Source organism: Duganella sp. P38, assembly GCF_050859475.1.
GTDB lineage: Bacteria > Pseudomonadota > Gammaproteobacteria > Burkholderiales > Burkholderiaceae_D > Rugamonas.
This window is the reverse complement of record NZ_CP193936.1, coordinates 907,121-933,614: the sequence shown is the minus strand read 5'-3', so window position 1 is coordinate 933,614 and position 26,494 is coordinate 907,121. Positions and strand designations below refer to the sequence as shown.

The 26,494-nt window shown below is 67.3% G+C and carries 24 protein-coding genes and 1 pseudogene; 8 read left to right on the top strand and 17 right to left on the bottom strand.

Annotated elements, in window-relative coordinates; genetic code table 11:
• Positions 1-34 precede the first annotated feature (34 nt).
• Positions 35-733: a PhaM family polyhydroxyalkanoate granule multifunctional regulatory protein gene (locus ACRQ5J_RS04275; RefSeq protein ID WP_432381287.1), complete on the top strand. Its 699-nt coding sequence runs from the start codon at positions 35-37 to the stop codon at positions 731-733.
• A gap of 1 nt (position 734) precedes the next feature.
• Here the strand turns inward: ACRQ5J_RS04275 and ACRQ5J_RS04270 are convergent, their stop codons facing one another.
• From ACRQ5J_RS04270 to ACRQ5J_RS04250, 5 genes are all read right to left on the bottom strand, one after another.
• Positions 735-917 carry a hypothetical protein gene (locus ACRQ5J_RS04270; RefSeq protein ID WP_432381285.1) on the bottom strand — a complete coding sequence of 61 codons (183 nt, stop codon included), beginning with the start codon at positions 915-917 and terminating at the stop codon, positions 735-737.
• Between the two features lie 165 nt (positions 918-1,082).
• Entirely contained in the window at positions 1,083-2,795 is a 1,713-nt protein-coding gene (locus ACRQ5J_RS04265) for a tetratricopeptide repeat protein (RefSeq protein WP_432381283.1), read from the bottom strand.
• A 12-nt stretch (positions 2,796-2,807) separates the two neighbouring features.
• Positions 2,808-3,518 carry a sensor histidine kinase gene (locus ACRQ5J_RS04260; protein WP_432381281.1) on the bottom strand — a complete coding sequence of 237 codons (711 nt, stop codon included), beginning with the start codon at positions 3,516-3,518 and terminating at the stop codon, positions 2,808-2,810.
• A gap of 142 nt (positions 3,519-3,660) precedes the next feature.
• Positions 3,661-5,115: a UbiD family decarboxylase gene (locus ACRQ5J_RS04255; protein WP_432381279.1), complete on the bottom strand. Its 1,455-nt coding sequence runs from the start codon at positions 5,113-5,115 to the stop codon at positions 3,661-3,663.
• A 10-nt stretch (positions 5,116-5,125) separates the two neighbouring features.
• Positions 5,126-5,695 carry a UbiX family flavin prenyltransferase gene (locus ACRQ5J_RS04250; protein ID WP_432381277.1) on the bottom strand — a complete coding sequence of 190 codons (570 nt, stop codon included), beginning with the start codon at positions 5,693-5,695 and terminating at the stop codon, positions 5,126-5,128.
• Positions 5,696-5,753: 58 nt separating this feature from the next.
• Here ACRQ5J_RS04250 and ACRQ5J_RS04245 point away from each other — a divergent pair, with 58 nt between their 5' ends.
• Both ACRQ5J_RS04245 and ACRQ5J_RS04240 read left to right on the top strand, forming a co-directional pair.
• Positions 5,754-5,933, top strand: coding sequence for a hypothetical protein (locus tag ACRQ5J_RS04245; protein WP_432381275.1), 180 nt, complete (start codon positions 5,754-5,756; stop codon positions 5,931-5,933).
• An 8-nt stretch (positions 5,934-5,941) separates the two neighbouring features.
• The gene (locus tag ACRQ5J_RS04240) at positions 5,942-6,154 is read left to right on the top strand and encodes a hypothetical protein (protein WP_432381273.1); all 213 of its coding nucleotides are present in this window, start codon (positions 5,942-5,944) and stop codon (positions 6,152-6,154) included.
• 15 nt (positions 6,155-6,169) lie between these two features.
• Here ACRQ5J_RS04240 and mnmC read toward each other — a convergent pair whose 3' ends face one another.
• The 5 genes and pseudogenes from mnmC to ACRQ5J_RS04215 form a co-directional block, all read right to left on the bottom strand.
• Positions 6,170-8,140: an FAD-dependent 5-carboxymethylaminomethyl-2-thiouridine(34) oxidoreductase MnmC gene (gene mnmC, locus ACRQ5J_RS04235; RefSeq protein WP_432383580.1), complete on the bottom strand. Its 1,971-nt coding sequence runs from the start codon at positions 8,138-8,140 to the stop codon at positions 6,170-6,172.
• Entirely contained in the window at positions 8,137-8,697 is a 561-nt protein-coding gene (locus ACRQ5J_RS04230) for a DNA-3-methyladenine glycosylase I (RefSeq protein WP_432381271.1), read from the bottom strand. The genes mnmC and ACRQ5J_RS04230 overlap by 4 nt, the downstream gene beginning before the upstream one ends.
• A complete protein-coding gene (locus ACRQ5J_RS04225) occupies positions 8,697-11,534 on the bottom strand; it encodes a diguanylate cyclase (protein ID WP_432383579.1) in 2,838 nt (945 codons plus the stop codon). The genes ACRQ5J_RS04230 and ACRQ5J_RS04225 overlap by 1 nt, the downstream gene beginning before the upstream one ends.
• A 163-nt stretch (positions 11,535-11,697) precedes the next feature.
• Complete coding sequence (locus ACRQ5J_RS04220) at positions 11,698-12,198, bottom strand: DUF4142 domain-containing protein (protein WP_432381270.1); 501 nt, start codon at positions 12,196-12,198, stop codon at positions 11,698-11,700.
• Positions 12,199-12,313: 115 nt separating this feature from the next.
• Positions 12,314-12,810: pseudogene (locus ACRQ5J_RS04215) on the bottom strand (winged helix-turn-helix transcriptional regulator).
• Between the two features lie 428 nt (positions 12,811-13,238).
• Between ACRQ5J_RS04215 and ACRQ5J_RS04210 the strand changes: the two are divergent.
• Positions 13,239-13,553 carry a hypothetical protein gene (locus tag ACRQ5J_RS04210; RefSeq protein WP_432381268.1) on the top strand — a complete coding sequence of 105 codons (315 nt, stop codon included), beginning with the start codon at positions 13,239-13,241 and terminating at the stop codon, positions 13,551-13,553.
• A 21-nt stretch (positions 13,554-13,574) separates the two neighbouring features.
• On the opposite strand, the gene ACRQ5J_RS04205 is transcribed toward ACRQ5J_RS04210, so the two are convergent.
• From ACRQ5J_RS04205 to ACRQ5J_RS04190, 4 genes are read right to left on the bottom strand one after another with little or no spacing between them, the layout of a single operon-like run.
• A complete protein-coding gene (locus ACRQ5J_RS04205) occupies positions 13,575-14,567 on the bottom strand; it encodes a Csu type fimbrial protein (protein WP_432381266.1) in 993 nt (330 codons plus the stop codon).
• Between the two features lie 22 nt (positions 14,568-14,589).
• On the bottom strand, positions 14,590-16,908 hold the full coding sequence (locus tag ACRQ5J_RS04200; protein WP_432381264.1) for a fimbria/pilus outer membrane usher protein: 2,319 nt from the start codon (positions 16,906-16,908) through the stop codon (positions 14,590-14,592).
• 5 nt (positions 16,909-16,913) lie between these two features.
• Positions 16,914-17,456 carry a fimbrial biogenesis chaperone gene (locus ACRQ5J_RS04195; RefSeq protein ID WP_432381262.1) on the bottom strand — a complete coding sequence of 181 codons (543 nt, stop codon included), beginning with the start codon at positions 17,454-17,456 and terminating at the stop codon, positions 16,914-16,916.
• Positions 17,426-17,632 (bottom strand): hypothetical protein, encoded by a 207-nt coding sequence (locus tag ACRQ5J_RS04190; RefSeq protein ID WP_432381261.1) that lies wholly within the window; start codon positions 17,630-17,632, stop codon positions 17,426-17,428. The genes ACRQ5J_RS04195 and ACRQ5J_RS04190 overlap by 31 nt, the downstream gene beginning before the upstream one ends.
• A 232-nt stretch (positions 17,633-17,864) precedes the next feature.
• Between ACRQ5J_RS04190 and ACRQ5J_RS04185 the strand changes: the two genes are divergently transcribed.
• Positions 17,865-18,611, top strand: a complete 747-nt coding sequence (locus ACRQ5J_RS04185) for a response regulator transcription factor (protein WP_432381260.1) — start codon at positions 17,865-17,867, stop codon at positions 18,609-18,611.
• Here the strand turns inward: ACRQ5J_RS04185 and pnuC are convergent.
• From pnuC to ACRQ5J_RS04170, 3 genes are all read right to left on the bottom strand, one after another.
• On the bottom strand, positions 18,608-19,174 hold the full coding sequence (pnuC, locus tag ACRQ5J_RS04180) for a nicotinamide riboside transporter PnuC (protein WP_432381259.1): 567 nt from the start codon (positions 19,172-19,174) through the stop codon (positions 18,608-18,610). The genes ACRQ5J_RS04185 and pnuC overlap by 4 nt on opposite strands.
• Positions 19,175-19,200: 26 nt before the next feature.
• On the bottom strand, positions 19,201-21,189 hold the full coding sequence (locus ACRQ5J_RS04175; RefSeq protein ID WP_432381258.1) for a hybrid sensor histidine kinase/response regulator: 1,989 nt from the start codon (positions 21,187-21,189) through the stop codon (positions 19,201-19,203).
• A gap of 95 nt (positions 21,190-21,284) precedes the next feature.
• Positions 21,285-22,397, bottom strand: a complete 1,113-nt coding sequence (locus tag ACRQ5J_RS04170; protein WP_432381257.1) for a catalase family protein — start codon at positions 22,395-22,397, stop codon at positions 21,285-21,287.
• A gap of 136 nt (positions 22,398-22,533) precedes the next feature.
• Here ACRQ5J_RS04170 and ACRQ5J_RS04165 point away from each other — a divergent pair, with 136 nt between their 5' ends.
• From ACRQ5J_RS04165 to ACRQ5J_RS04155, 3 genes are read left to right on the top strand one after another with little or no spacing between them, the layout of a single operon-like run.
• Positions 22,534-23,049 (top strand): sigma-70 family RNA polymerase sigma factor, encoded by a 516-nt coding sequence (locus ACRQ5J_RS04165; RefSeq protein ID WP_432381256.1) that lies wholly within the window; start codon positions 22,534-22,536, stop codon positions 23,047-23,049.
• Positions 23,046-24,065 carry a FecR domain-containing protein gene (locus tag ACRQ5J_RS04160; RefSeq protein ID WP_432381255.1) on the top strand — a complete coding sequence of 340 codons (1,020 nt, stop codon included), beginning with the start codon at positions 23,046-23,048 and terminating at the stop codon, positions 24,063-24,065. Before ACRQ5J_RS04165 ends, ACRQ5J_RS04160 begins: the two co-directional genes overlap by 4 nt.
• 39 nt (positions 24,066-24,104) lie before the next feature.
• Positions 24,105-26,489, top strand: coding sequence for a TonB-dependent siderophore receptor (locus tag ACRQ5J_RS04155; protein ID WP_432381254.1), 2,385 nt, complete (start codon positions 24,105-24,107; stop codon positions 26,487-26,489).
• Positions 26,490-26,494: the final 5 nt, after the last annotated feature.

Genomic DNA, 26,494 nt, shown 5'->3' with positions numbered 1-26,494 from the left:
TACGCTAAATGCTCCACCCGACAGGAGCTTACTCATGGCCCATCCGCAAATGCCGCACATTCCCGGCGCAGGCGTAATGAACGACACGCTGGACTTCGTCAAAAACCTGTGGGGCAGCATGAGCGTCCCGGGCCTGACCGCGCCGACGCTGTCGGTCGAGGAGCTGGACAAGAAGATCAACGACCTGAAAGCCGTCGAGTCCTGGCTCAACCTGAACATGAGCATGCTGCGCGGGAGCATCCAGGCCCTGGAAGTCCAGCGCGGCACCATCGCCACCTTGAAGTCGGTGGGCGCCAGCCTGGCCTCGGGCGTCAGCGACAAGTCGATCTTCGACGCCAATCCCTACGCCTCGGCGTTCTTCCAGCACGCGCGCGACGCCAGTCCGGGCCAGCCCGGCGCAGCGGCGCCGACCCTGGCGCCGGCGGCCAGGCCCGATGCGGCGCAGCCGGAAGCTTCGGCGCCGGCCGGCCAGCCGAACGCCTGGTGGAATCTGCTGCAGGAACAGTTCAAGCAGGCCGTATCGACCGCGATGGCGTCCGAATCGATGATGACCGACGCCGCCGTCAAATTCGCGGCGGCGGCGGCGGGCGCGCAGGCCGCCGCCGGCAAGCCGGCCGAGGAGCCGCCGGCAGATGTCACCAGGCCGGCCGCCAAGAAGCCGGCGGCGAAAAGCCCGCCGTCAAGCCGGCGGCCAAGCCAGCCGGCGACAAGTAAGGATCGTTCTACGCCGTGACCTACGCCAGCCGCTGGATGCGGATGGCGTCGATCAGGCCATCGGCCTGGCGCTGCACTTTCTCGATATCGATCAGACCTTCCTGTTCCAGCGCCCTGGCGCTGTCGTGGGCCGCCTGGAAGCTGTCCAGCGTATCGCCCTTGGCTGCGATGGGCCGTATCCACGCCACGCTGCCGACCTTCATTTTTTTGTAAACTTCCTGTGCGATATCGCGCATATTTTTGTGCCCTTTAATTTGCCCTCAATATTGACAGCGATTCCAGCGCGGACAAGGCCGCGCCGAACCAGTGTAAACATTTGATGGGAGTGAAACAAGCGCGTTGTTGCGTGGCGCCTTCATTTACCGCCTTCAGTTGCTGGTAAACCGCGTGCTCTCCGGCACCGGCCCGTTGGCCGCTTCATACTCGCTAGCCGCGGCGGCGGCCACCACGCCGGACACCGGCGCCAGCATCGCCAGCTGCTCCATCAATTGCGCAAAGCGCTGCTGCCCGGGCGCGATGGCGTCGACATGCATCAACACGCCGATGGCTTCATCGGCCAGGCCGCGGTCATAGCCATTCTGCTGCAAGCACGAGACCAGGATCTGTGCGGAGTTGAACAGTATGCGCATATTGTGCGGCAGCGCGCGGCGCGCGGTGCGCATCCACTCGATCGCCTCCGGCAGCTTGCCGGTCTTCCACAGCAGTACGCCGCGGTTCATCATCTCCGCCGCCTCCAGCCGCGCGTTCTTGATCAGCTCCAGGCCCTCGTCGGTCATGCGCGCCTTGTCGAAGATCTTCTGCACGTCGTCTAGCAGCGCGGCGTTGTCGTGGTTGTTGCGGGTGACATAGCACAGCAGGTCCACCGGCGCTTCCTTGACGCCGACCGCGAACAGCAGCGTCGCCATATCGAGGCAGGTTTCGGTGTCGGGCCGCGGGCGATTCTCGGCCAGCATCGCCTCCAGCTCGTCGCCGGACTTGCGGGCGCGGCGGAAGTCGCCGGTCTCGTGGTACACCAGGCCCTCGGTGATCTTGGCGCGCAGCTCCACCTGCTCGCCGCCGAACTGGTGGACCGCCGCGTTGAGCAGCCGGATCGCTTCCTTGGTGTCGTTCTTCTGGCCGCACACGCGCGCCAGGCCCAGATAGGCGTCCACCGTTTTGCGCACCGAGAATTCGCCGATCTCGATGCACTTGCGGAAGGCCTTCTCCGCCACCGGGATGTTCCCCAGCTTGAACGCCGCCTGCCCCAGCGAACGCTGGCGCGGCACCGAATTGGGCGACAGCTTGGCGGCCTTTTGCAGCACGTCGAACGCCTCCTCGGTCTTGCCCTGCTGCTGGAACGATAGCGCCAGCTGGTCGAAGGCGTCGATGTAGAAGCGATTGTCGGTAATCACCGACTGGAACATCATGCGCGCCTCTTCCAGGTCGCCATTGGCCAGGCGGATTTTCCCCAGGCCGCAGCGCGCCCAGTTGTACTCGCGCTCCTGCAGCACCTGCTCGTAGACCGCGCCCGCGCGTTCGACCTCGCCCGCCTTCAGCAGCAGCGTGGCCTTCATGCGCAGCAGGTCGATGGCGTGCAGCGGATTGTGCGCCACCTGGTCGGCGCACAGCTTGGCCGCGCGCAGGTAGTCCTTGTCGGCGAAGGCCTGGTCGATCTCGTGGAAAATCTGCTTCTTGACCCATACGCGGTTCAGGCGCGTCAGCAGCACGCCCTCGGTGATCGGCTTGATGATGTAGGCGTCCGGCTGATGCTCGGCCGCGCCCATCACCGACTCCACGCTCTTTTCGGCGGAGACCATCAGCCACACGCTGGACGGCAGCATCAGGTTGCGGATGCGCGCCTCTTCCAGCACCTGCTGGCCGTTCTTGCCGTCGCCAAGGTTGTAGTCGCACAGCACCACGTCGTAGCGGGTTTTCGACAGCAGCACCATGGCCTCGCCGCCGCTCGACGCCTGGTCGATGTGGCGCGCGCCAAGGTTGCGCAGCGACTCGCGCAGCAGCTGGCGGATGCCGACAAAATCGTCGATGATCAGGTAGCGCTTTTCCGCCCAGTCGATATCGCCTTCGGCCGCGTTGGTGGTCATCACGCCCCTCCCTTACGGCAAGCGCAGCACGAAACAGCCGCCGCCCAGCGCGCCGCCGTTTTCCAGCGCGATGCTGCCGTCGCGCTGGCGGTGTCGGTGCATCTTCGCCACTTCGCTGGAGAAGTACAGTCCGAGGCCGCTGCTGTTGTTGAGGAAGTTGATCGCCGCCCTGGGACTGGCGCCGCTTTCCAGCATGGCGTCCGGGAAGCCCCTGCCGTTGTCCTCGACACGCAGTTCGAGGTAATCGCCGTCGATGGCGATCGACAGGCGGATGCGGTCGCGCGTGTAGCGCACGGCGTTGTTGATGGCGTGGACCAGCACCCCGATCACCAGGTCCTCGTCCAGCGTCCAGATGGCGTCTTGCGGGCACGCGGTTTCCAGCGTGATGCCGCGCGATTGCAGCAGCACGTGCGCCTGGCCCGACACCAGCTCCACCAGCCCGCGCAGGCTGTGCGGCGCCGGATCGAAGGGATAGCCAGGCTTGCCGACATCCTTGTACAGCGCTAGCAACTGGATCAGGTTGTCGTTGAGGCGCTTGGTCTGGTACAGCATCTGCGCCATCTGCCCGTATTCCGGGGCGGCGCTGGATGGGTGGGCGGACAGCAGGCTTTCCAGCGTGCCGCTGAGGACGCTGATCGAGTTTTTCATGTCATGCACGGTCGATGCGAGGAACATGAACAACTCCGGCGAGCCTGCCTGCTGCTGCACTTCTTGTTCATCCATTTGCAAGTGTCTCCATGGACGGCGATTCAGTGCGCAGATTATAGCCTGTCCCCGTCATTCCCGCGAAGGCGGGAATCCATGGAGCGCTGGCTTGGCCGGTTCAGCATGGGTTCCCGCCTGCGCGGGAACGACGGAGCTGGCGTTACCAGTTGGCCAGCACGCGCCGGCGCACCTCCTCCGGATAGCCCTGCTCAAAGGACGCGTGCAGGTGGCGCTGGGTTTGCAGCGTATCGAACACCACCTTCGGCCCCTTGCCGGCGACGTATTCCGCCTCGTCATAGCACTGCGGCAGGCGGATCACGCGCTGGTTGTCGAACACCGCGCGGCGGCCGGTCGGATGCACGCGGGTCGACAGCACCCACGCCACCTCGCGCAGATTGGTCGGGTCGAAGTCGTCATCCACCACGTACACCTTCGGAATGAACACCATCGAGTCGGTGGCAAACAGCACCTCGCCGACGCGCTGCGCCAGCGCCTCGCTGCTCATGCCCGGCAGCTGCTCGCGCCAGTTCTGCGGCATCACCACCAGCAGCCAGTGCACGGTGGAGTCCTCCGGAATCCAGGTGGTTTTAACCGGGATGCCGGCGTCGCGCAAATAGGTCAGCGCGTCCGCCGCCAGACCCATGGCCCACAGCGTGTGCGATTCGTCGGTCGGGCGGCCGGTGATCGACATCGGCCAGATCGGATCATCGCGGTGGGTGATGGTCTCGACGTGGAAGGTCGGCTGCGCCGACGAGCCGGAGCCGAGGTAGCCGCCATATTCGCCATACGGCCCTTCCTGGCAATCGCGCTCGATGGAGACGTGGCCTTCGATCACCAGTTCGGCGGTGGCCGGCACATCGAGGTCGATGCTGACCGCCTTCACCACCGGCACCGGCGCGCCGGCCAGCGTGCCGATGTAGTCCGCTTCGTCGGCGTGCGCCGGGATCGGAATGCCGGAGACGCAGGAAATGGCCGGCGCCGGGCCTTGCACCAGCGCGTATGGCATCGGCTGGCCGAGCTTGACCCATTCGGTCCAGATCTGCCCTATGTGCTGGCTCGGCACCATCAGGCCCACCATGCGCTTGCCGTCCACCTTCATCACGCGGGCGATCGACCAGTTGACCCATTTGCCGTCCGGCGTTTTGACAATCAGCGTGCCCCAGGTATTGGCATAGCGGCCGCCGTCCTTGTCGTGTGCGAACGGGATCGGGAAGCGATCGAGATTGGCGTCGTCGCCACGCAGGATGTTCTGGTGGCACAGCGCCGCCGACGACTCCACCCGCACCGGCGGAATACCCGGCTTGTGGCGCGCTGCGGACAAGGTCTCGATGATGTCAGGGCCGCTCGATTCCGGCGCCAGGCCGAGCGACATGGCGACGCGCGCATATGGCTTGTCCTTCAGCGACGACAGCGAGGCCGGTGCGCCGAACAGGCGAAAGCCCGGCGCCACGCCGGCGACCTTGTGGAACAGCGGCGCCGGCGACTGGATCTCGTAGCTGCGGCGGGTGATGGCGCTCGGCTCGAAGTCGCAATCGACCTCGCGCCGGACGTGCATGATGTCGCCCATCTCGTCCAGCGCGTCGATAAAGCCGCGCAAATCATCGTAATACTTCATCAGGTGCTCCTTAGGCTGTTGCGGAAGATGGTTGGATGCCCTGCCAGCGATGGGTGTAATCGTTATCGAGGCCGAACTGGTCGAGAATGCGCGAGACGGTGTGGTTGATGATGTCGTCCACGCTGGCGGGGTTGTTGTAGAAGGCCGGCATCGGCGGCAGCATCACTGCGCCGGCGCGCGCCAGCGCCAGCATGTTTTCGAGGTGGATGACGTTCAGCGGCGCTTCGCGCGGCACCATCACCAGCTTGCGCTGCTCCTTGAGCGTGACGTCGGCGGCGCGCGCGATCAGGCCTTCGCCGTAGCCGCAGCGGATGGCGGCCAGCGTCTTCATGCTGCACGGGACGACGATCATGCCGTCGACGCGGAACGAGCCGCTGGAAATCGCCGCGGCCTGGTCGCGTTCGCTGTAGGTCTTGAAAGCCAGCGCTTCCACGTCCTGTACACTGTATGTCGTTTCCATTTGTATGGTGGCGCGGGCCCATTTGGAGATCACCAGATGGGTTTCGACGCCGAGGTCTTTCAGCGCGGCGAGACCGCGGACCCCAATGGCGGCGCCGGTGGCGCCGGTCATGCCGTTCATGTCACAACATCCGCCTTTGATCCTGGCCGCGCCTTTGTGGCCGCACGGGGAGAGTTCCTTGATGCACATGGTGCGCCGCGCCGGGCAGCGCTCGACGGCGTGCTGGAACCAGTGCGTCGATACCGGTTTGTCGGCCGTGCAGTACGCGATTCTGGTGGTGCTGAAGGAGGAGCAAAGCTGCGACCAGCAGCGCTGGGCAGCCGCGCCGGTTTCGACAAGGCCACCGGTACGTATGTGATCGATCAGATGAGCAAGAGCGGCCTGGTAAGCGTGGTGACCGACGCGGCCAACCGCCGCCGCAAGCTGGTGTCGCTGACCGCCGACGGCGAGGCGATGCTGGCGCGCATGGTGGAGCAGGCCAAGGCGGCGGAGCGTTTGATTACCGAGGATCTGGATGCGCGCGATATCGCCGATTTAAAACGCCTGTTGAGCAAGCTGGGAGGCTTGCGCGAGGGCTGAGCGGCGCCGCTGGCGTTACTGTTCGCGGCGGCGCTGCTTGAGCAGGAAGCGGCCGGGATCGAGAGCGTCGACCAGCGCGGCTTCCAGTGGCGGCGGCGTGTGTTCGAGCTGGGCGACCAGCAGTTCGGCCATCAGCGGCGCCCAGATCAGGCCTCGGGAGGCGTAGCCGAGCAGGCAGTACAGGCCTTCGTGACGCGGCACGTCGGGCAGGAATTCAAGGCGGCCGGCGTTGGCGTAGTCGGGCAAGGCGCCAGCCAGCGGCAGGCGGTCCGGCGCGGCGCAGCGGAAGCCCACGCGGCCAGCCAGCGGGGCGCTGTGCGCCAGCGCGGCGACATCTTCGCCGGGGATGATTTCGGCGAGACGAGTGAGGTTTTCCAGCTGGCTGCTGGCGCGCAGCTGCGGATCGTCGTCATTGTCATACGTGGCGCCGGCGCAGACGACGCCGCCCGACGGTGGCGTCACATACGCCTCGCGGCACACCACCAGCGGCAACACCGGCGGCCGCGGCGCGCCCGGCACCGCCGCCGCCGCCCCGTGCAACGCGGCGCCACTGCGCACCGCGCCAGCGACCGATGGCACGGCATCTCGCGGCGAGAAATTCACCGGGCCGGTGGCCGATGGCGAGCCCTCTTGCGGCACGACGGCCACCGCGCCAGCGACCGATGGCGAGGCCTCTTGCGGCGCGCCGGCCACTGGGCCGGCGACCGATGACGCGGCGTCTCGCGGCGCGGCGGCGGGATCGACCGGGAGGTGGGTGACCTGGCCGCGCAGTTTGAATAGCGGCAGTTCCGCCGCTTGCCCGATGTTGCCTGCGCTGACGCCGCTGGCGAGGATCGCGGTTGGCGCTTGCGCGATCAGCGCGCCATCCGCGCCATGCACTTGCCATTCTCCATCCACACGCTGCAACGACAACGCTTCGGTGCAGAACACGCGATGCAGCCGCTCGCCACACGCCGCCAGCATCGCCTCGCACAACGACGATGGCCGCGCCCAGCCGCCTTGCGCGAACAGCCAGCCGCCATGCGGCGTATCAGCACCGATCAATGCGCTGGCTTCCTGGGCATCGGCCCAGCGCGCGTACTCCTGCGGGTAGTTCCAATGCGCCAGCACCTCGCGCTGCACCCTGGCGTGCTTCTCGTCGCGCGCCAGTTGCAACACGCCGCAATCGTCGCCCATGAAAGCCTTGCCCGCGCCGCCCATGCGTCGCCACTCGCGCAGCGCGAACAGATACGCGGCGCGGCTCAGGCGCGTGGGAATGTTGTCGTCCTTGGACAGCAGCGGCATGAAGATACCGGCCAGATTGCCGGACGCCTCCTGCGCTGGTTGCGCGTGACGCTCGATCAACGTCACCTGCCATCCGCGCGCGCACAAGCGATGCGCGGCGGCAGAGCCGGCAACGCCAGCGCCGACGATCACCGCGCGCCGCACCGGCGCCCCGCCGGACGCTGGCGAACGCCCCGCCAGCGCCGCCGGCTGCGCCTTGCGGCCGCGATAAACCGCCGCGATATCCGGCGCGATATCATGCGCAATACCAGGCGCCCCCGCCTCAAGCGCTGCGGCTTGCGCTGTGCTGCTGATAGCGATGCGGCACGCGAAGCCGGCCGCCGTCAGCGCCCACACCAGCGCCTCGTCGGGCGCGCGGGCATGCAGCGTGGCGCCTTGAACCGCCAGCCTGGCCAGCGTGCGCGCCAGCGCCGGCGTCACGCCGGAATCCAGATGGAATTCATCGACACGCGCAATCACTTGCGGCAGCACCGCATCCAGCGCGCCGACCAGCAGATCCAGCGTTGCGTCGTCATCGAGAATCACACGATGGAAGCCGGGAACGTTGAGCGGCCACGCGGCGCGCAGCGCCGCATCGGCAATGGTTCCAGCCGCGGGCAGCGCAGGCGCCGCCGCGATGAAATGCAAGCGCCCGCCCCGCCCGCGCGCCGCCGCAAAACGCTCTTCACAGAACGCCGTGTCGAGCACCACCCGCATCGTCACTTGCGGGCCTTTCGGCAGAAGCAATCCGGCGCATGGTCATCCACCATGCCGATGCCCTGCATGTACGCATAAATAATCGTCGACCCAACGAACTTGAATCCGAGCTTGCCCAGGTCCTTCGAAATGCGGTCCGACAGCTCGGTCCTGGTGGGACGCGGCCACTCGCCGCGCGGCAGCGGCTTGCCGCCCACATAGGACCACAACAGCTTATCCAGGCTGCTGCCGCTCTCCAGCAAGCGCAGGTAAGCCTGCGCATTGGTAATCGCCGCCGCCACCTTCAAGCGATTGCGCACGATGCCCGGATTGGCCAGCAACTCCGCCACCTTATCCGGGCCATACGCCGCGATCTTCTTCGCATCCCACTGGTCGAACGCCTTGCGATAATGCTCGCGCTTATTGAGGATAGTCTCCCAGCTCAGGCCCGCCTGCGCGCCTTCCAGATTCAGCATCTCGAACAGGCGGCGCTCGTCGTGACATGGCACGCCCCACTCCGTATCGTGATAGGCCAGATACAGCGGGTTGGCCGGATTGGCCCAGCTACAGCGTTGCTTGTCCATTAGTTCGTTTCCAGGTCACTCGACAAACCGACGCGGCGACGCTCGCCGCCCAGCACCAGCGGCCCGGTAAGATTGGACACCAGCCGCACCTCTCCCGCCGTCACCGCCTGGTCCAGCCGATGCATCAGACGCGGGAACACGCCCTCGGCGCGCGTGGCGGCGGTGCTGTACAGCGCCGCCCAGCCATTGCGGCCGGAACGCTTGGCGATATACAGGCCCTGGTCCGCCAGCTCCACCACCTGCGACCAGGACAGCAAGCGCGGTTGCGCCGGCAGGAACGGGAAGCACGCGAAACCGATCGAACAAGTCTTCGACAGGCGCACGCCATCGGGCAGCTCGAAGTCGCGCTCGGCCACCGCGCGGCGCATGCGCTCGGCCACGCCGGGCGCCTCGTCGCGGTGGGTGGCGCGCGCCAGCACCAGGAACTCCTCGCCGCCCCAGCGGATCACATAATCGGACTCGCGGAACACCTCGCGCAAGCGCTCCTGCATCTGCACCAGAATCGAATCGCCGGCGGCGTGGCCGTAACGGTCGTTGACTTCCTTGAAGTGGTCCAGGTCCACCATGAAGAACACCAGGTCCTTGGGCGATTGCAGATCGCACTCGGTCAGCGCGCGGTGCTGGCCGGCGTCGTAGCCGCGCAGGCTCATGGCGACGTCGGCGTCGACGTTCTGCAGGAAGAAGCGGCGGTTGCGCAGGCCGGTCAGCTGGTCGGTCAGGCTCACTTCCTCCAGCGCCTTGTAGGCCCGCTCCAGCTCCAGGTTCTTCTCCAGCAGCTGTTCCTGGGTTGCCGCCACCTGGCGGTAGGCGCTAGCGTTATCCAGCGCGATGGCGCCATAGGCGCACAGCGTGCGGAAGATCAGCCGTTCACGCTCGCCATACGAATGCGCCAGCAGCGACTGCACCGTCATCACGCCCAGCACACGCTCGCCCACGCGCAGCGGCGCAAACAGCAGGCTCAAAGTCGGCAGCGTGCCGGGGATCAGGTTGGGCGTAGTGCCCTGCTCGTCCAGCTGCACCAGAATCTCGCGGCGCTCGCGCAGGCAGCGCGCCGTGTTGGCGTTCGGATCGGCGGCATCGATGCGCACGCGCGGCAGCGCCTTGCCGGCCTCGATGCCGAATTCGCACACCAGCGATTCGCCGTCCGGCTGCAACAGGAAAATCGAGAAGTGGGTCGCATCCAGCAGGCCATGCACGTGGCGGTCCAGCGCGCGGAACACCGCCGCCGCGTCCAGGTGCGCGGTGATCTCCTGGCCGATGGCGCTCAGGTGTTCCAGCGTGGCGCTGGTCTGTTGCAGCACCTCGGCGCGCTGCGCTTCGGCCGCCGCCAGCTGGCGGTGATGCTCGCCCTCGGTTTGCGCGCGCTCGGTCTGATACTGCACCTGCATGGCGATGGCGCGGTTGGTGGCTTCCTTGCTATGCGTCTGGTCGCGCGCGGCGTTGGCGCGCAGCGCGATATTGTAGGCGCGCTGGTAGTCGCCGATGGCCGCGTACTCGCGCGCGGCCGCGTCCAGCAGCGCGCCCGGCACGGTGTAGCCCTCGATGGTGGCGGCGATCTCCAGCGCCAGCTGAAGGTAATGCAGCACGGCGTTGGGCGCCATCATCAGCGCCGGGCCGGGCAAGGCGTGGCGCGCATGGATATCGGCCAGCACATTCAGCGCGGCGATCTGGCCCGAAGCGTCGCCGTGCTCCTGCGCCAGCGCCAGCGCGGCCTGCGCCGCATCGAGCGCTTCCCGCGGCCGCGCCAGGTGCGACAGCGCGTGCGCCTGGCCGCGCCGCGCGCTGCTCTGGAAATCGATCTGGCACAAGGCGTCGCCGCGCGCGGCCAGGCGGCTGAAGCTGTCGAGCGCCGCCACGTGGTTGCCGAGGTCCAGCGCCAGGTCGCCCTGGTACTCCAGCGCCACCGCATAGGCGCGCGAGCCGGACAGCGGCGCCAGCGTGGTCAGCGCCTCGCGCAGCAGGCTTTGCGCCGCCTCGCGCTGACCCAGCTGGCGCAGCGTTTCGGCGGTCTGCATCAGGCACATGCCGATGCTCAGCGGCCAGCCGTTGGCGCGCGCCAGGTCAAGGCCGCGCTGCATCCATTCCAGCGCCGCGTCGTGCGCATTGAGGCTGGTGAAGCCGTTGCCGATATTGGTGGCGATGATGATGGCGCGGCGGATCTGGCCGGTGGTCAGCGCCGTTTCAAAACTCAGCATCAGGTGGCCGATGGCGCGGCCGTACTCGCTGCGCTGGAAGGCGCAGGTGCCGAAGAAGTCGCTGACCCAGCCGGCGGCGATCGGCGCCACGCCGTCCAACCCGGGCGCGAAGCGCTGGCCCCAGCGCTGCTGCGCGGCGCGGCCGTCGCTGAAGGCGGCGCAGATGCCGGCGGCGGCGTCGATGATGTCGGTGCGGACCGGATCGGCCGCGCTGCGGGCGGCGTCGCCGGCCTGGCGCAGCCAGCTGTCGCCGTCGGCGCTCAGGCCGCGGTCGTTGGCCACCCAGGCCATGATCCAGCAGGCGTCGGCGCGGCAGGCGGCAGCGGCGGCCGGCAAGGTGGCGGCCGCCTGCCGGCACAGCAGCAGGGCTTGCTCAGCGTGGTGGTGCGCGGTGTCGAGTTCGCCGTGCAGCCAGGCCGGCTCGGCGCAGATCAGGCGCTGGCGCGCACGCTGCACCAGTGCGGCGTCCGGCGCCAGCGATGCCAGCAGCGGGGCCAGCTCGGCGGACAACTGCTGGGCGCGCGCAGGGTCGCGCTGGCGCAAATGCCAGGCGAGCGTCATCAGCAGCTTCACGCGTTCCGAGCCTTGCACTTCAGGCAATGCCGCATCCCATCGCGCCAGCTCGTCGTCGAGCGCAAACATGTCCACCAAATGACTATCCTCTGCTGTGTAACCGCAGCGCGCCGTTGCGCTGCTACCGCATTATTCCACAGTTTGCAGACGGGCTTGCACAGCCGCTTTAAGTGCCTGATATCAAAGCATTTTTAATGCCGATTGGAAACTACCGGCATGCTAGCGAGGCGGGTCAGCGCTTGTCTGAAACTAAAGCTTGCACGGTTTGCAAATGGCGGTCGATCACCGGTTGCAGCCTGGCCGCCAGCGCCTTGACCTCGGGATCCTTGGCCTGCTGCTGCGCCGCCGTCACCTTGCCGTGGGCCTCCTGATGGTCCTTGACGCCGGCGTTGTCCAGGTAGGCCCGGTCGAAGGCTGCGCCGGACAGGCTGTTCAGGTGCGCGGCGGCCTGCTTGTGCCTGGCGTTGGGTTCGGTCGGCAGCGTGACATTTTTCGCCTGCGCGACCTGCTGCACCTCCTGCAAGCCCTTGCTGTGGTCGTCCACCATCTGCTGGGCAAATTTCTTCACCTCGGCCGACTGGCCCTTTTGCAGCGCGATCCGCGCGGTGGCCACCTCGGCAATATTGGCTTCGGCCAGGTCGGCCAGGATTTGCTGGTCGCCCTTGGCCAGCGATTGCGCGACGGCGGCGCCGGCCAGCAGCGCCAGCACGGCGCCATAGATGAGTTTGTTCATAAGATCCTCCCGGTTGGTGTGCCCCCATTCTCGGGCAGCAGCGCCGGCGGCCGCCGCACCATTCGACCAGGAAAAAAGCGGCGCCGCAGCGCCGCTGGCTTGCACCGTGCTAGCGCTAGGCGTTGGGCTGCTGGTTGATCTGGATCAGGCGCGAGCGCATGACCTCGGTGGCAGCCGGGCCGGGCGCGAACATATAGTCCTCGTCGTTGATGGCCAGGCCGCTGTTGGCGTCCACCAGCACCTGGTCGGCCGGCTTGCCGGTCTCGCGGCTGACCACCAGCAGGCTGGCGCCCTCCGGCGCCAGGTGATCGTTGCCCCAGGCCACGAAGGCCAGCAGCACCGGCTTGAAGTCCCGGCCCGCCTTGGTCAATACATATTCATAGCGCGGCGGACGGGTGCTGTACTGGCGACGCTCCATCAGGCCCCCTCGACCAGCCCGGCCAGGCGGCGGGTCAGCATATTCGGGGCAATCTTCAGGCTTTTTTCAAATTCGTCGAAGCGCGTCAGGCCGTAGAAAGCGTCGCGCAGGATCAGGATGCTCCACCATTCGCCCACCTTTCCCAGGCTGCGGGCGATCGGGCACGGCATGCTGCCAAAGTCGGTATGTTTCATTTTGCTACTCCTCTATGTCAGGTTATCAACAAAATGCGTCAGCGCGCGACGCCTTCAGACTGAGTGACTTGCATGTTGGACGCAAGAAAGTGTGACTTTTTTAGGTGATGGCACTGCTGTGACAATGTGTGTATTTTCAAGCTTCAATTTCGTCTCCTTTTCTACCCTTCGGTTTCACAACTTTCTCCTATGAAAAACCTTATTTTCCGGCCGGTTTTTTCCCTCCACCTTAGGCCAAAACGCCACACCAAAAACTCTCCAAAAATCACTAAATTTCCACACGTAAATTTCCGTGTAAAATGTGAACATTCGAGAGATTGTTTCTTCAGGATAAAATTCTTCCTGTAGATCAACTTCTCTTGATGGTTGGCTACCCGGATAACGTAGCCTCCCAACCAAAAAGCTACGCACCTCAACCACGTGTGAAGATGAAAACTTTTACCAAAGCCCTCGCCATCGTTCTGTTCAGCCTGCCACTGATCGCCAGCGCCGCCGGCAAAACCGCGTCCGCGTCGATGCAGGTCAGCTTTGAAGTGAAAGAGTCCTGCAACGTGCAAACCGCCACTGACGCCGCCAGCGACAGCAAGGCCGCCAAGCCGGCGCCAGCCGTCGCCTGCCAGCTGAAAACGCCTTACCAGCTGACCCGCAACGCCGACCAGGCCGCCGCATCGAACAGCCGCGACGCGCAAGCGACCGCGCAACGCCAGCAAGCCGCCAACGGCGAGTGGACCATCACCTTCTAATCCCCCCGCCCGGCGCGCCGTTCAGAACGACACGGTCGCCAATACCGAATCCTTGTAATCCCCCGGAGACGGCGTGGTCTGCGCCGGCACCAGCCCGTAAATCGTCCGCGTCTGCGTGCTGCCGGTGCCGGTGTCGGCAATGACCGCCGTGCCGCTGCTGCCATCGCCGAGACTGACGCCATCCAGGGTGTTGGAAATCCGATACGCCACCAGCTCATTGGTCGGCCCGCCCGTCATTTTCCGCGCGGCGACGGCGGCGCCGCTGGCCTTGCCCTTGTCAAACGTGACCTTGTACGGCGTGTTCAGGCTGCAGCGGGTGCTCAGCGAGGTGGTGCTGCGCACCGCGCTGGTCAGCAGCGACGAATCGGGGAACACCAGGTTGCCGACCGTGATCGTGCAATCGTTGATGACCTTGGCCTCGACGTTGAACGGCATCGCGACCGACGTGCCCAGCAGGCAGTTGCCGGTGCCGGTCAGGAAAAACATGAAACGCATCAGCACGCTGCCGCCGCCGAACGACGAGGAAAAGGTCAAGTCATCCGGCCCCACGTTCATCGACGACAGCGTGGCGTCGGCGTTGAGCTTGCCGTAGATGTTGACGTCGCGCGTCAGCGCGCCGACCACGTTGTCGCTCTTGGTCAGCGTAAACGAGATGACGTTGGCGGCGGTGTCGCTGCCGGCCCAGCCGCCCCACACCTTGGCCGCCGAGTAGCTGGTGTCGGTGTACAGGTTGTAATTGACACGCTTGCTGCCGCTGAGCAGCTGGCGCGGGATGGTCGCATTGGCGCTGCTGTTGCCGGAGCCGCCGCCGAGATACAGGCACACGGTGGCGTTGGGAAACAGCAGCCCGGCCAGGAAGCTGGTCCAGGTGCAGGTCACCTTGAAGTTGCCGTTGACGTAGACGTCGCTGGTACTGATCGAACTGACCGAGGGGAACACCAGATTGGTCTGGGCCACCGTGCAATCGTCGGCGCGCGCCGGCCGCAGGCCAGCGCCAGCAGCATTCCCAGCCATATGAGCCAGCGGCGCGGCGGCATCATTGCACTCCCTTGCAGGAAAACGGTCCCAGCGTCCCCAGCGGATGGGCCGGGTCGGCCACGTAGCTGAACTCGATCACGCACGGCACCTCGCCGACGGTGGCGTGCAGCACATTGCGCGGCTGCAGGTGGTCGATAAAGGCCACGCCGTCGAACCCCACCACGGTGCTGGCGCCGGTTTCCATGTGGCGCACCTCGGTGCCGGCCGCCAGCGGCTTGCCGGCGGCGTCGTGCAGGATCACGCTGGCAGCCTCGTACTTTTCCACCGGGAAGCGCACCAGCACGCCCGACAGGCGCGCCGGCACCACGCTCTGGCTGCGGCTGGCGATGCGCGCGTCCAGCGGCAGGCGGGTGATGTCGATGCCGACGGCGTTTTGCAGGTACGGCGTCAGGTTCGGCACCAGCAGGTAGCCGCTGCCGCTGGTCTGGCCGATGACCTGGTTTTCCTGCAGCACCGGGACGCCGCCGACGCCGTCGGTGGACACCAGGCCGAAGCCGGCGCCGACCTGGCGCGCCGGGTGGACGCTGCCGTCCATCAGCACCAGCGAGCCGGCCACGTCCACCGACGAGGTGCGCGCGCCGTCGCTGTCGAGCGTGTAGCCGGTGACCTGGCCATAGTTGCCCAGATAGGTCAGCTGCGCCTGGCGCACGCGCGCGCCGTCGCTCTGCGTCGCCTGCAGGCCCCAGCCGAAGCCGCCGCCATAATCGGCCGAGCGCGCCATTGTGTAGGTGGTCGAGCGCGCATTGCCCTGGCGGTTGCGGCTGGCGCTGGCCGAGATGCGGTCGCCGAAGCTGCCGCTGAGGCTGAAGTAGACGCCGCGCGCATTGTCGTCGCGCAGGTCGCGGAAGGCGCTCACGCTCAGGTACAAGCCGAGGCCGAGCGAGGCCGAATAGTTGAGCGCCACCACGCGCGCCGGCGGCAGCAGCGGCGCCCGCAGGCTGACCGCGCTGACGCTGAGGCCCTGGCCGCCCGGCAGCGCCATGCCGAGATTGATGCGGTCGCTGGCGCGCACCACCGGCGCGCCCTCGGCGGTGCCGAGGTCGCTGTAGCGGGCCGAGGCGCGCTGCGATTGCAGGTCGATGCTGTAGCCGGCGCTGATGTACTGATAGCCCAGCAACGCCTGCGCGCCCCTGGCCGGCGCGCCGTTGCTGCTGCCGCCGCTGGCCGCCAGCGCGGCGCTGACGACGCCGCGCTGGCCAAGCCGCCACAGCAGGCCGGCGCCGCCGTTGACCAGGCCGCGCCCGGCCTCGCCGTGCGCTTCCAGCGTGAAGCTGTTACTAAGGCCGCGCCGCAGCGAGCCGCTGACGACCGGCGCCCGCGCGTAGTCGAACGAGGCGGTGGCGTAGTTACGCCGCAGCATGCCCAGTTCCACCGAGTAATCGACCAGGCCCTCGGCCAGCATGCGGGTGTCGACGTACAGCGGCACATTGGTGGCCACCGCGCGGCCGGCGGCGTCGCGGGTGATCAGCGTGGCCTGGCCGGCGCCGTTGAGGCCGGCCACCTGGTTGATCACGAACGGCCCGGACGGCACCGCCGTCTCGACCTGGCGCACGCCGTTGATGTACAGGCTGACCGCGCTCGGCACCACCGCCGAGCCGCCCAGCGCGGCGGTCGGGAAGGTCAGCAGGTCCGGCCGCAGGTCGAAGCTGCGGCGCCACTGCACGCCGCCCATGCGCAGCGAGCGCGACCATGTGAGCGAGGACGAGATCAGGTCGCCCACCTGCCAGGTTTCCAGGGTGTCCGGGTCCGAGTGCACCCAGGCCGTGTCGAAGCGGGTGAACTGGCGCACCTGCGCGCTGTGGTTGTAGATGCCGGTGCTGGTCAGCACGCCGCTGGCGTTGAAATAGCGCAGCTCGTTGAACACCGAGGTGCTGCGGTTGCGGCCCATCTGGGTAAACACGTCGTAGTTGATCAGCGCGCCCGGCGTGACGCTGGCCGTGCCCGGCTTGCGCACGGTGCGCGCCGCCACTTCGATCGGCGCGCGCAGCGCATCGTCGACGCGCAGCGCGATCGCCTGGCGCGCCGCGTCATAGGTGTAGCTCAGGCCCTTGACCTGGTCGAGCTCGACCTCCTCGCGGCCGTCGACGCCAAACAGCCTGGGGTCGAGTTCGAGCTCGCGCAGGTTCTGCACGGTACTGCGCAGGCCCGCTTGCTGGCCGCGGGTGAAACGCAGTATCAGGCCGGTCGCTTCGCCGTTCAAGGTTACCTCCAGAAATAATTCTTCATCCTGCGGCGGCGGCGCCGGCGGCGTCTGCGCCAGCACGCCAGCCATGCACCACCATGTCAGCAAGCACCACCAGGCCAGCCGGCGCCGCATGCCGGCTAGTCCACCTTGGCCACGGTGCTGGCGGTCAGGGGACGGGTGTTGATGTTGGCCTTGACCGCCAACGTCCCGTTCAGATCGGCATCGCCAGGCGTGGGCAAGCGCCATTCACGCGTCCGGTCCGCCAACACGTAGCCAAACAGGCCCGGCGCGATATCGAACTCCTTGCCGGCCGCGTTGCTCAGCTTCAGCGCGCCGATCTGTGCACGCTGGTTGCCGCTGTTGTGGACTCGCAACATCCAGAAACCATCTTTCTTGTACACCGCCCACGCCAGCACCGGCGCCGCGCGCTGCTCGTCGGCCGGCAGCACGAACAGCGGCACCGAATAGCGCAGGCGGATGTCGACGCCGCTGGCGGGGCCGTCGTCCTTGGGGATCTCGTCGATCAGGATGCGGTAGGTCAGCTCGCCGGCCGGCAATTGCTCGCTGCGCCGTATCAACCGTATCATCTGGCTGCTCTTCGGCCCGATCTGGATGATCGGCGGGCTGGCCACCACATCGGCCGTCGGCGTCAGCACGTCGTCGCCCTCTTTTGCTCCCATTGGTAGATCCGCACCTGGCCGTACACCGGCGTCTCGCCCAGGTTCTGCATGGTGATGCCGCTGGCGCCCTGGCCGGCGCGCAGGTGCACCATCACCGGCGAAATCTGCAAATTGGCCGCCGCCGCCGGCAACGCCAGCGACGCGGTCATCAGCCCTGCGGTTATTCGTGTGCGCATCCCAGCCAATCCAGCCTCCGGTTGCCAAATATCAACACTCGATTCCATTATTAAGGATTTAAAAAAGCATGCTTTTGGAAGAAGAGACAACTGTTCTGCAAGCGTAGAAAACTATCAAAAATATTCAAAAGATAGGCATAATACGCAACAGGGAGTGATAAAATTTTATCAACCAAATTTCCGGGGCCACCATGCAAACCCCCTTGAAAGCAGCCGTTCCAAGATTCTCATCGTGGATGACTCCGCATTTGAGCAGCGCCTGCTGGCGGATTTGCTGAGCGAGCTGCCGTACAAGGTGTCGGTGGCCTTCAACGGCCTGCAGGGTTACCAGCTGGCGCTGGCGCAGCACCCGGACCTGATCCTGCTCGATGTGCGCATGCCGAACATGGACGGCTACACCGCCTGCCGCCTGCTCAAGGCCAACCCGGCAACACAGGACATTCCGGTGATTTTCCTCAGCGGCGCCGACGCCGACGACGACCGCATCCTCGGCCTGTCGATCGGCGGCGTCGACTACGTGTCCAAGCCGTTTTCGCCGGGCGAGCTGGCCGCGCGCATCCAGGTGCACCTGAACCTGGCCAAACGCCAGCACGCCGCGCCGCCCGCCGACGGCGACGCGGCGGCCGCGCCGGAGCCCGAAAGCGATCCGGACACGGTGCTGGTGAACGCCGTCCGGCGCCTGATCTCGGACAACCTGGCGGCGCTGCCCGGCCTGGCCGAGATCGCGCGCAGCGTCGGCACCTACCGCGAAAAGCTGTCGCAGGTGTTCCGCGAACAGACCGGCATGACGGTGTTCGGCTTCATCCGCGAGGAACGCATCCGGCGCGGCGAGGAGCTACTCAAGGACACCGATATCGACGTGCAGGACATCGCCCTGCTGATCGGCTTCAACAACGCCGGCAACTTCGCCACCGCCTTCCGCGAACGCATGGGCGTGACGCCGACCGCCTACCGCCAGGCGATCCAGAAGAAATCCTAGGCGGACTGCGCGCGCATCTGGCGGCGCCAGAACCACCACGAGGCCAGCGCGTTGATCCAGTAGCCGGCGTACAGCAGCGCCGTCAGGTACAGGCCGCGGCTGGCGTACAGCGGCACCGAGACCGTGTTCACCAGCAGCCAGAACGGCCAGGTGTCGAGCCGCCGCCCCATCAGCAGCAGCTGGGCGATGACGGAAAACATCAGCACGGCGGAATCGATGAACGGCGCATAGGCGTTGGTATAGGCCTGCAGCATCAGGCCGTAGGCGGCGCTGGCGGCCAGGCCGGTGGCGGCCATCCAGCCCAGCGCGCGCGCCGGCACGCTGGTGATCGGCAGCGGTGCGCCGCCGGCGCCACGCCGCCATTGCAGCCAGCCGATCACGCAGGTGACGATGAAGAACAGTTGCAGCGCGACGTCGGCATACAGGTTGACGCTGTAGAACAGCCAGGCGAACAGCACGCAGCCGATGACGCCCAGCGACCAGGAATGGATGTTGTTGCGTCCGGCCAGCACGATGGAAAGCGCCATGACGGCGTTGGCGGCGATTTCCAGCGGAGAGATCAAGGCAGTCCTTTCGCGGTGACGGGCCCCTATGATAGCGAAATCTGCAGGTCGGCGATATTGATCGGCTTGACAAGGTGGGCGGCGAAGCCGGCCTGGCGGCTGCGCGACTTGTCGTTTTCCTGGCCGTAGCCCGACAGCGCCACCAGCTTCAGCGCCTCGCCGCCCGGCAGTTTGCGCAGGTGGCCGGCCAGTTCGAAGCCGTCCATGCCGGGCAGGCCGATGTCGAGGATGGCCACCTCCGGCATGCTGCCGCCGGCCTGGGCGATGGCCTGCACCGGGTCGTAGGCCACGCTGGTGCGGTAGCCGAGCGCCGCCAGCAGTTCGCTGAGCGAGTCGGCGGCGTCCTGGTTGTCGTCCACCACCAGCACGCGGGCGCCGCTGCCCTGCGCCAGCGCCAGCGCCGGCGCGGCGTCGCTGGCGGCCGCCGCCGGCTCGTCGGCGCCGATCACCGAGTCCGGCAGCGTGATGGTGAAGGTGCTGCCGCGCCCGGCGCCGGCGCTGTAGGCGCTGACTTCGCCGCCATGCATCTGCACCAGGTTGCGCACCAGCGCCAGCCCGATGCCGAGGCCGCCCTTGGCGCGGTCCAGCTGACGGTTGCCCTGCACGAACAGGTCGAAGATGTGCGGCAGCAGCTGCGGCGCAATGCCGTTGCCGTCATCGGTCACCTGGATTTGCACCGTGGCGCCCTTGACGCGCGTGGCCAGCGTGACGTGGCCGCCGGCCGGCGTGTAGCGCGCCGCGTTGCTCAGCAGGTTGGACACCACCTGCGCCAGCCGCGCCGGGTCGCCGCGCCAGCGCACGGTCGGCACGTCCACCAGCAGCCGGTGCTGCTTCTGCTCGAGCAGCGGGCTGGCCATCTCGATCGCCCGGTTCAGCACGTCGGCCAGCGCCACCGTCTCCTTGCGCAACTCGACCTTGCCGCTGGCGATGCGCGAGACGTCGAGCAGGTCGTCGACCAGCCGCACCAGGTGGTCGACCTGGCGCTGTATCACCTCCTGCTCGTGCACGGTCTCGCTGTCCGGCTTGCGCAGCTTCATCAGCTTGAGCGCGGTGACGATCGGCGCCAGCGGATTGCGCAGTTCGTGGCCGAGCATGGCGAGGAATTCATCCTTGATGCGCGAACTGAGGTTGAGATCGGTGTTCAGCCGTTCGCTCTCGGCCATGGCCCGCGCCAGCGCGCGGTCGCTTTGCAGCCGGCTCAGCGTGGCGCACACGGTGGCGGTGAACTGTTCCAGGAACTGGCGGTAGACGCCGTCCAGCGGCAGCCGCGGCGACAACTCGAAGGCCAGCGCCAGCTCGGCGCACAGCTGCAGGTCGGCGCCGCGTATCACCAGCAGGTCGGCGCCGGGGCGGGCGGCGTCCTCGCCGCCGCTGAGCAGGGTCACGCCCACCAGGTCGCCCGGATTGTCGAGCACCGCGCGGGCGACGGCGGCGCGCACGTCGGCCTCGTCGCGGCAACCGAGCAGGCGCCGCGCCAGCAGGTCCAGCGTGTGGCGGCGGCGCTCGGCCAGCACCTGCGCCGTGGTTTCGCTGCACACCACCAGCACGCCGCCGACCTGGTCGTGCTCGTCGAACACCGGCGTGTAGGTATAGCTCCAGTACACATCTTCGATGCGGCCGTTGCGCCACATCGGCACCAGGTTGTCGGCGTACCAGCGCGGCTCGCGGCCCTGGCGCACCGCCTCGATCTGCGGGCCGATGATGGCCCAGGTCTCCGGCCAGCATTTTCGCCCGGCCTGCCCCAGCGCGGCCGGATGCTTGCCGACGCCGAAGCACGGCACGTAGGCGTCGTTGTAGATCTGCGTCAGCTCCTCGCCCCACCACAGGAACATCGGCTGCACGGCGTGCATGACGATGCTGACCGCCGCACGCAGCGCGGCCGGCCAGTGGGCGATGGCGCCCAGCGGCGTTTCCTCCCAGCGATGCGCCTGCACCAGCGCGCGCATCGGCGTGCCGGCGCCGATGAAACGCGGCGACTGCGGGGTGGGAAAAGGCGTGACGGACGGTGCCAGCATGATGGTTTCCAAATCAGAAAGCCAGATCTTAGCAACTGCAGCGTACGACGGCGCACAATAGAAAGGCCGCGCGGGCGCGGCCGTGGAGGCAACGGTCAGCCGTGTTCGCGCCACTGCGCCAGGTCGTGCGGCTCGGCCAGCGGCGCGCCGTTGCGCTCGGCGCGGAAGCGGGCCGAGGCCGCGTACACCGCGCGCCGCACGCGCATGACGGAACCGAGCGGCCGGTGGTCGGCGATGCAATGCCAGGGATTGAACTGCATGCCGTCATCGACCAGCACCGACAGCCCGTGGGTCCAGCCGGCCTGCGGCTCGGCGCGCAGGCGCGCCACCGGTATCCACGGCGCCTGCCACTCGACCGAGGCGTCCTCGATCGGCATGCTGGCCAGGTCGGTGCACAGCTGCACGCGCAGCTCCCACTCGGCGCCGTGCTCGGTCATGAAGTCGACCACCGCCGCGCGCAGCCCGTTCGGCTTGTGGTCCAGGTCGACCGGCTGGTCCTTCAGCGCCAGCAGTTCCGGCGACACCGGCGCCAGCGACAGCTTGGCCATGTAGCGGCCGTACAAAACCGGCGCCACGGTGAAGAAGGTCTCGCCGAGCGGATGGGTGGCCGGGTGGCCGCCCAGGCCTTTCAGCGTCGGGCTGTCGGCGCCGACCGCCTCCACCACTTTCTCGACGCCGCGCAGCGCGCCCGACAGCACCTTCTTCAGGCCGGGCGCCTTGTCGGTGGTGGCGGCCAGCAGCTTCAGGCTGCCGTGGAACTGCCGGGCGGTGGGCGCCAGAAAGGTCGGGCCGTTGACCATGACGAAGTCCTGCGTCACGTCGCCGACGCCGTCGGCCAGGCGCGCGCCCGGCACGCCGATGAGCTTGATGGCCATGCCGCGCGGCGTCGACACCTTGTCGTCCAGCATGTCGCCCGGCGTGGTCGACAGCCGCAGCACCGCCGGCCGGGCGCCGCCCGGGTGGCCGAACAGGCCTTGGGCGTAATCCGGCGGCAGGTTGGGCAACACGCGCAGCTCGCCGCGCAGCAGGCCGTGGCTCTTGGCGTGCACGCCGCGGCGGGCGTGGCCGGTGTCGTGGTCGACCGTGGCGGCGATCTCGTGGATAGACTCGATGAGTCCGGCAATGGTGTCGGCCTCGCCTTCCTCCGGCACTTCATAGGACGGGTCGTAAGGCAATGGCTGGGTCAGGTGTCTGGTAGGGAAATCCATGGTGCTCCTCGGCTGATGGCTAGCCGTATGCTGGCCCATGGCGCGCCGGCCGTCTGTGGCGTCGCGCACCAAGCATTGCCCGTCGATGAAACTTTGTTTATAATTGAATGAGAATTGTTCTCATTTAATCGATCCCATGCCGCCCGACAGCGCCCTGCAACGCGAAATCACTGTGCTCTACAGCGACCATCACGGTTGGCTGCGCGGCTGGCTGCGCAAGCGGCTGGGCGATATGCACCAGGCCGCCGATCTGGCGCACGACACGTTCATGCAGTTGCTGTCGCGCGCCGAGCCGGTGGCCGCGCGCGAACCACGCGCCTTCCTGACGACGGTGGCGCAACGCGTGCTGGCCAACCATTACCGCCGCCAGCAGCTGGAACAGGCTTACCTGGCAGCGCTGGCGGCGCTGCCGGAACCGCTTGCCTGCTCGCCGGAGGAGCGCGCCATCGTGCTGGAAACGCTGAGCGCCATCGACCGCATGCTGGGCGGCCTGCCGCTGCCGGTCAAGCGCGCCTTCCTGATGAGCCAGCTGGACGATCTGAGCCACGCCGAGATCGCCGCGGCGCTGGACATATCCATCACCACCGTCAAGCGCTACCTGGTCAAGGCCGGCCAGCAATGCTACTTCGGCGCCCACGGGGTGGAACTATGAACGCCATGGTGGTGCCGCCAGGCGTTGCCCAGCGCGCCGTCGCATGGATGGTCGAGCTGCAGGCGCAGCCGCTGCCGGACGAGGTGCGCCTGGCCTGGCAGCAATGGCGCGACAGCCACCCGGACCACGAACGCGCCCGGCAGCGCATCGAGGCGGTCAACGGCAGGCTGCGCACGCTGGGCGGCCCGCAGCATCCGGCCGCCGCCGCCGCGCTGCTGACGCCGCGCAGCCGCCAGCGCCGCCACGCGGTCAAGACCTTGACGGTATTGTTCTTCACCGGCGGCCTGGCCTGGACCGCGCAACAGCAACTGCCGTGGCGCACCTGGACTGCCGACCAGCGCAGCGGCGACGGCCGGCGCCGCAATGTCGCGCTGGCCGACGGCAGCGCGGTCGCCATGAACGTCGGCGCCGCCTTCGACGTCGATTACGACCAGCACGGCCGCCGCCTGCGCCTGCGCGCCGGCGAAATCGTCGTCACCACCGCCCACGACCCGGCGCAGCGCCCGTTCACCGTGCGCACCGCGCAGGGCACGCTGCAGGCGCTGGGCACGCGCTTTGCCGTGCGCCTGTATGAAGCGGCCACCCAGGTCAGCGTGTTCGACGGCGCGGTCGAACTGCGGCCGGCGCGCGGCACGCCGTCGCGCACCTTGCAGGCCGGCCAGCAGGCGCTGTTCGGCGCCGACGCCATCATGCCGTCGCTGGCGGCCGACGAGGACAGCATCGCCTGGACCGACGGCTTCCTGATCGCCAAGGGCATGCGCCTGGGCGATTTCCTGGCCGAGCTCAGCCGCTACAGCGAGGTCGCGCTGAGCTGCGCGCCGGAGGCGGCCGGGCTGCGCGTCTCGGGCAGCTACCGGCTCGACGACGTGCAGTTGGTGCTGGAAACCGTGTCGGCCACACTCGACCTGAACATCGAGACCCGCACCCGCTTCTGGGGCCGCTACCGCAGCGGCATCCGCCTGGCGCCAAAAATATTTCATAAAACCTGGTCTGTTTCGATATTTCGCGTGACATAGGAAGTAAGACAACACACTTCCTCTCCGCGAAAGGTTCCCATGCACGTCAAATTGCTCGCCCTGGCCGTCGCCGCCACCCTGCCCATCATCGTCCAGGCGGCCGACACCCGCAACTACAACATTGCCGCCGGCCCGCTGGAGGACGCGCTGAACCGCTTCGGCCGCGCCTCCGGCATCATGCTGTCGTTCGTGCCGGAGCTGACCGCCGGCCTGCGCAGCGACGGCCTGCAAGGGCAGCACACGGTGGACCAGGGGCTGGGCAAGCTGCTGGCCGGCAGCGGCCTGGAGGCGGCGCGCCAGCCCAACGGCAGCTACCTGCTGCGCCGCGCCGCCGCCAGCGCCGCGCCGGCCGACGCGAAACTGCAAGCGATTCAGGTGCGCGCCGCTACCGACGTGCCGGCGGCGCCGGGCGGCCAGGTGGCGCGCGCCGGCCGCCTTGGCTTGCTGGGCAATGTCGACGTGATGGACGCGCCATTCAACCAGACCAGCTACACCGCCAAGCTGATGCAGGACCAGCAGGTGCGCGGCCTGATGGACGTGCTGGAAAACGACCCGTCGGTGCGCAACAGCTCGCCCGTCGACGGCGAGGCCGACATCATCATGGTGCGCGGCTTTGAAATGTTCGGCCGCGAGATCATGATCAACGGCATCGCCGGCCTGGGCGATAATCGCGGCGCCATGATCGAGGCGGTCGACCGCGTCGAGGTGCTGAAAGGCCCCAGCGCCCTGCTGAACGGCGTCAGCCCATGGGGCTCGTCGGTCGGCGGCTCGATCAACTACGTGCTCAAGCGCGCCGAGGACACGCCCACCGCGCAGTTCACCGGCAGCTTCGCCTCCCAATCGCAACTGGGCGCGCACTTCGACCTGGGGCGCCGTTTCGGTGAGCACAAGCAGTTCGGCGCCCGTATCAACACCGTCTACAAGAACGGCGACGGCGCCATCGACCACACCGCCAACCGCCAGGCGTTCACCGCCGTGGCGCTCGACTATCGCGGCGACAAGCTGCGCCTGACAGCCGACGGCACCTACCAGGAAAAGGAATTGCATGGCGGCCTGGCCGCCACCCGCATCCGCGGCTCGCTGCCGATCCCGCGCGCACCGCACGCCTCGACCAACTTCAAGCAAGCGTGGGAAACCTTCGATTCGGATAACCGCTCGCTGCAACTGGGCCTGGAATACGAGCTCGCGCCCGACTGGACATTTTCCGCCAGCCACGGCCAGTCGCTGAGCAACGAGGTCTACCTGCAAGCGGTCAGCACCATCGACGACGCCAGCGGCAACCTGTCCGGCTCGGTGTTCTGGATACCGGGCCGCAGCACCAACAAGGGCACCAACGTCAGCCTGCGCGGCAAGTTCGTCACCGGCGCGGTGACGCACGCGGTGGTGTTCGGCGGCGGCGACGTCACGGCACGCCGTGGCCAGGCCACGCTGGCGGTGGGCAGCTCGGCCGCCTCCAACCTCTACCACCCGGTGGCCGAGCCTTACCGTGACGGCAGCGGCATCAGCCGCGATGTCGACATGCTGAACCGTTACAACACCAAGTCGACCGCCTTCTCCGACACCATGGGCTTCTTCGACGACCAGGTGCTGCTGATGGTGGGCGCGCGCAATCAGGCGATCGGCAGCATCTTCTACCGCCGCACCGCCGCCGGCGCGCTGGAAGTGACGCGCGACCGCAACTCCAACAAGGTCTCGCCGGCCCTGGGCCTGGTGGTCAAGGTCACGCCGCACTGGTCGGTGTACGGCAACTACATGGAATCGCTGATGCCGGGGCCGACGCCGTCGACCTACTACCAGAACTCGGCGCAGATCTTCGATCCGTATCCGAGCAAGCAGTACGAGGCGGGCCTCAAGTACGAACTGGGCAAGCTGACCGTCACCAGCAATATCTACCAGATCACGCTGCAGAACGGCATCGAGAAAGCCTCGGACAACGCCGACCCGCGCCCGATCTTCGCGCTCGACGGCGAGCAGCGCAACCGCGGCTTCGAACTGAACACCTTTGGCGAGGCGGCGCCGGGCCTGCGCCTGCTGGGCGGCTACTCGTTCATCGACGCGCGCCTGATCCGCACCCAGGATGGCCTGACCGACGGCCGCCGCGCCCGTGGCGTGCCGAAGAACAACCTCAACCTGGGCAGCGAATGGGATCTGCCGTTCCTGGCCGGCGCCACCGTCACCGGCCGCATGGTCTACACCGACCGCATGTTCATCGACACCGGCAACACCCGCGCGCGCAGCACGCCGTCGTGGACCCGCTTCGATATCGGCGCGCGCTACGCCACCAAAATCAACGGCCGCGACACCACGTTCCGCCTGAACATCGACAACGTGGCCAACCGCGATTACTGGTCGTCCGCCTCGCGCGGCGTGCTGGTGGTGGGCGCGCCGCGCAGCGTGCGGCTGTCGGTCAGCACGGACCTGTAATGACG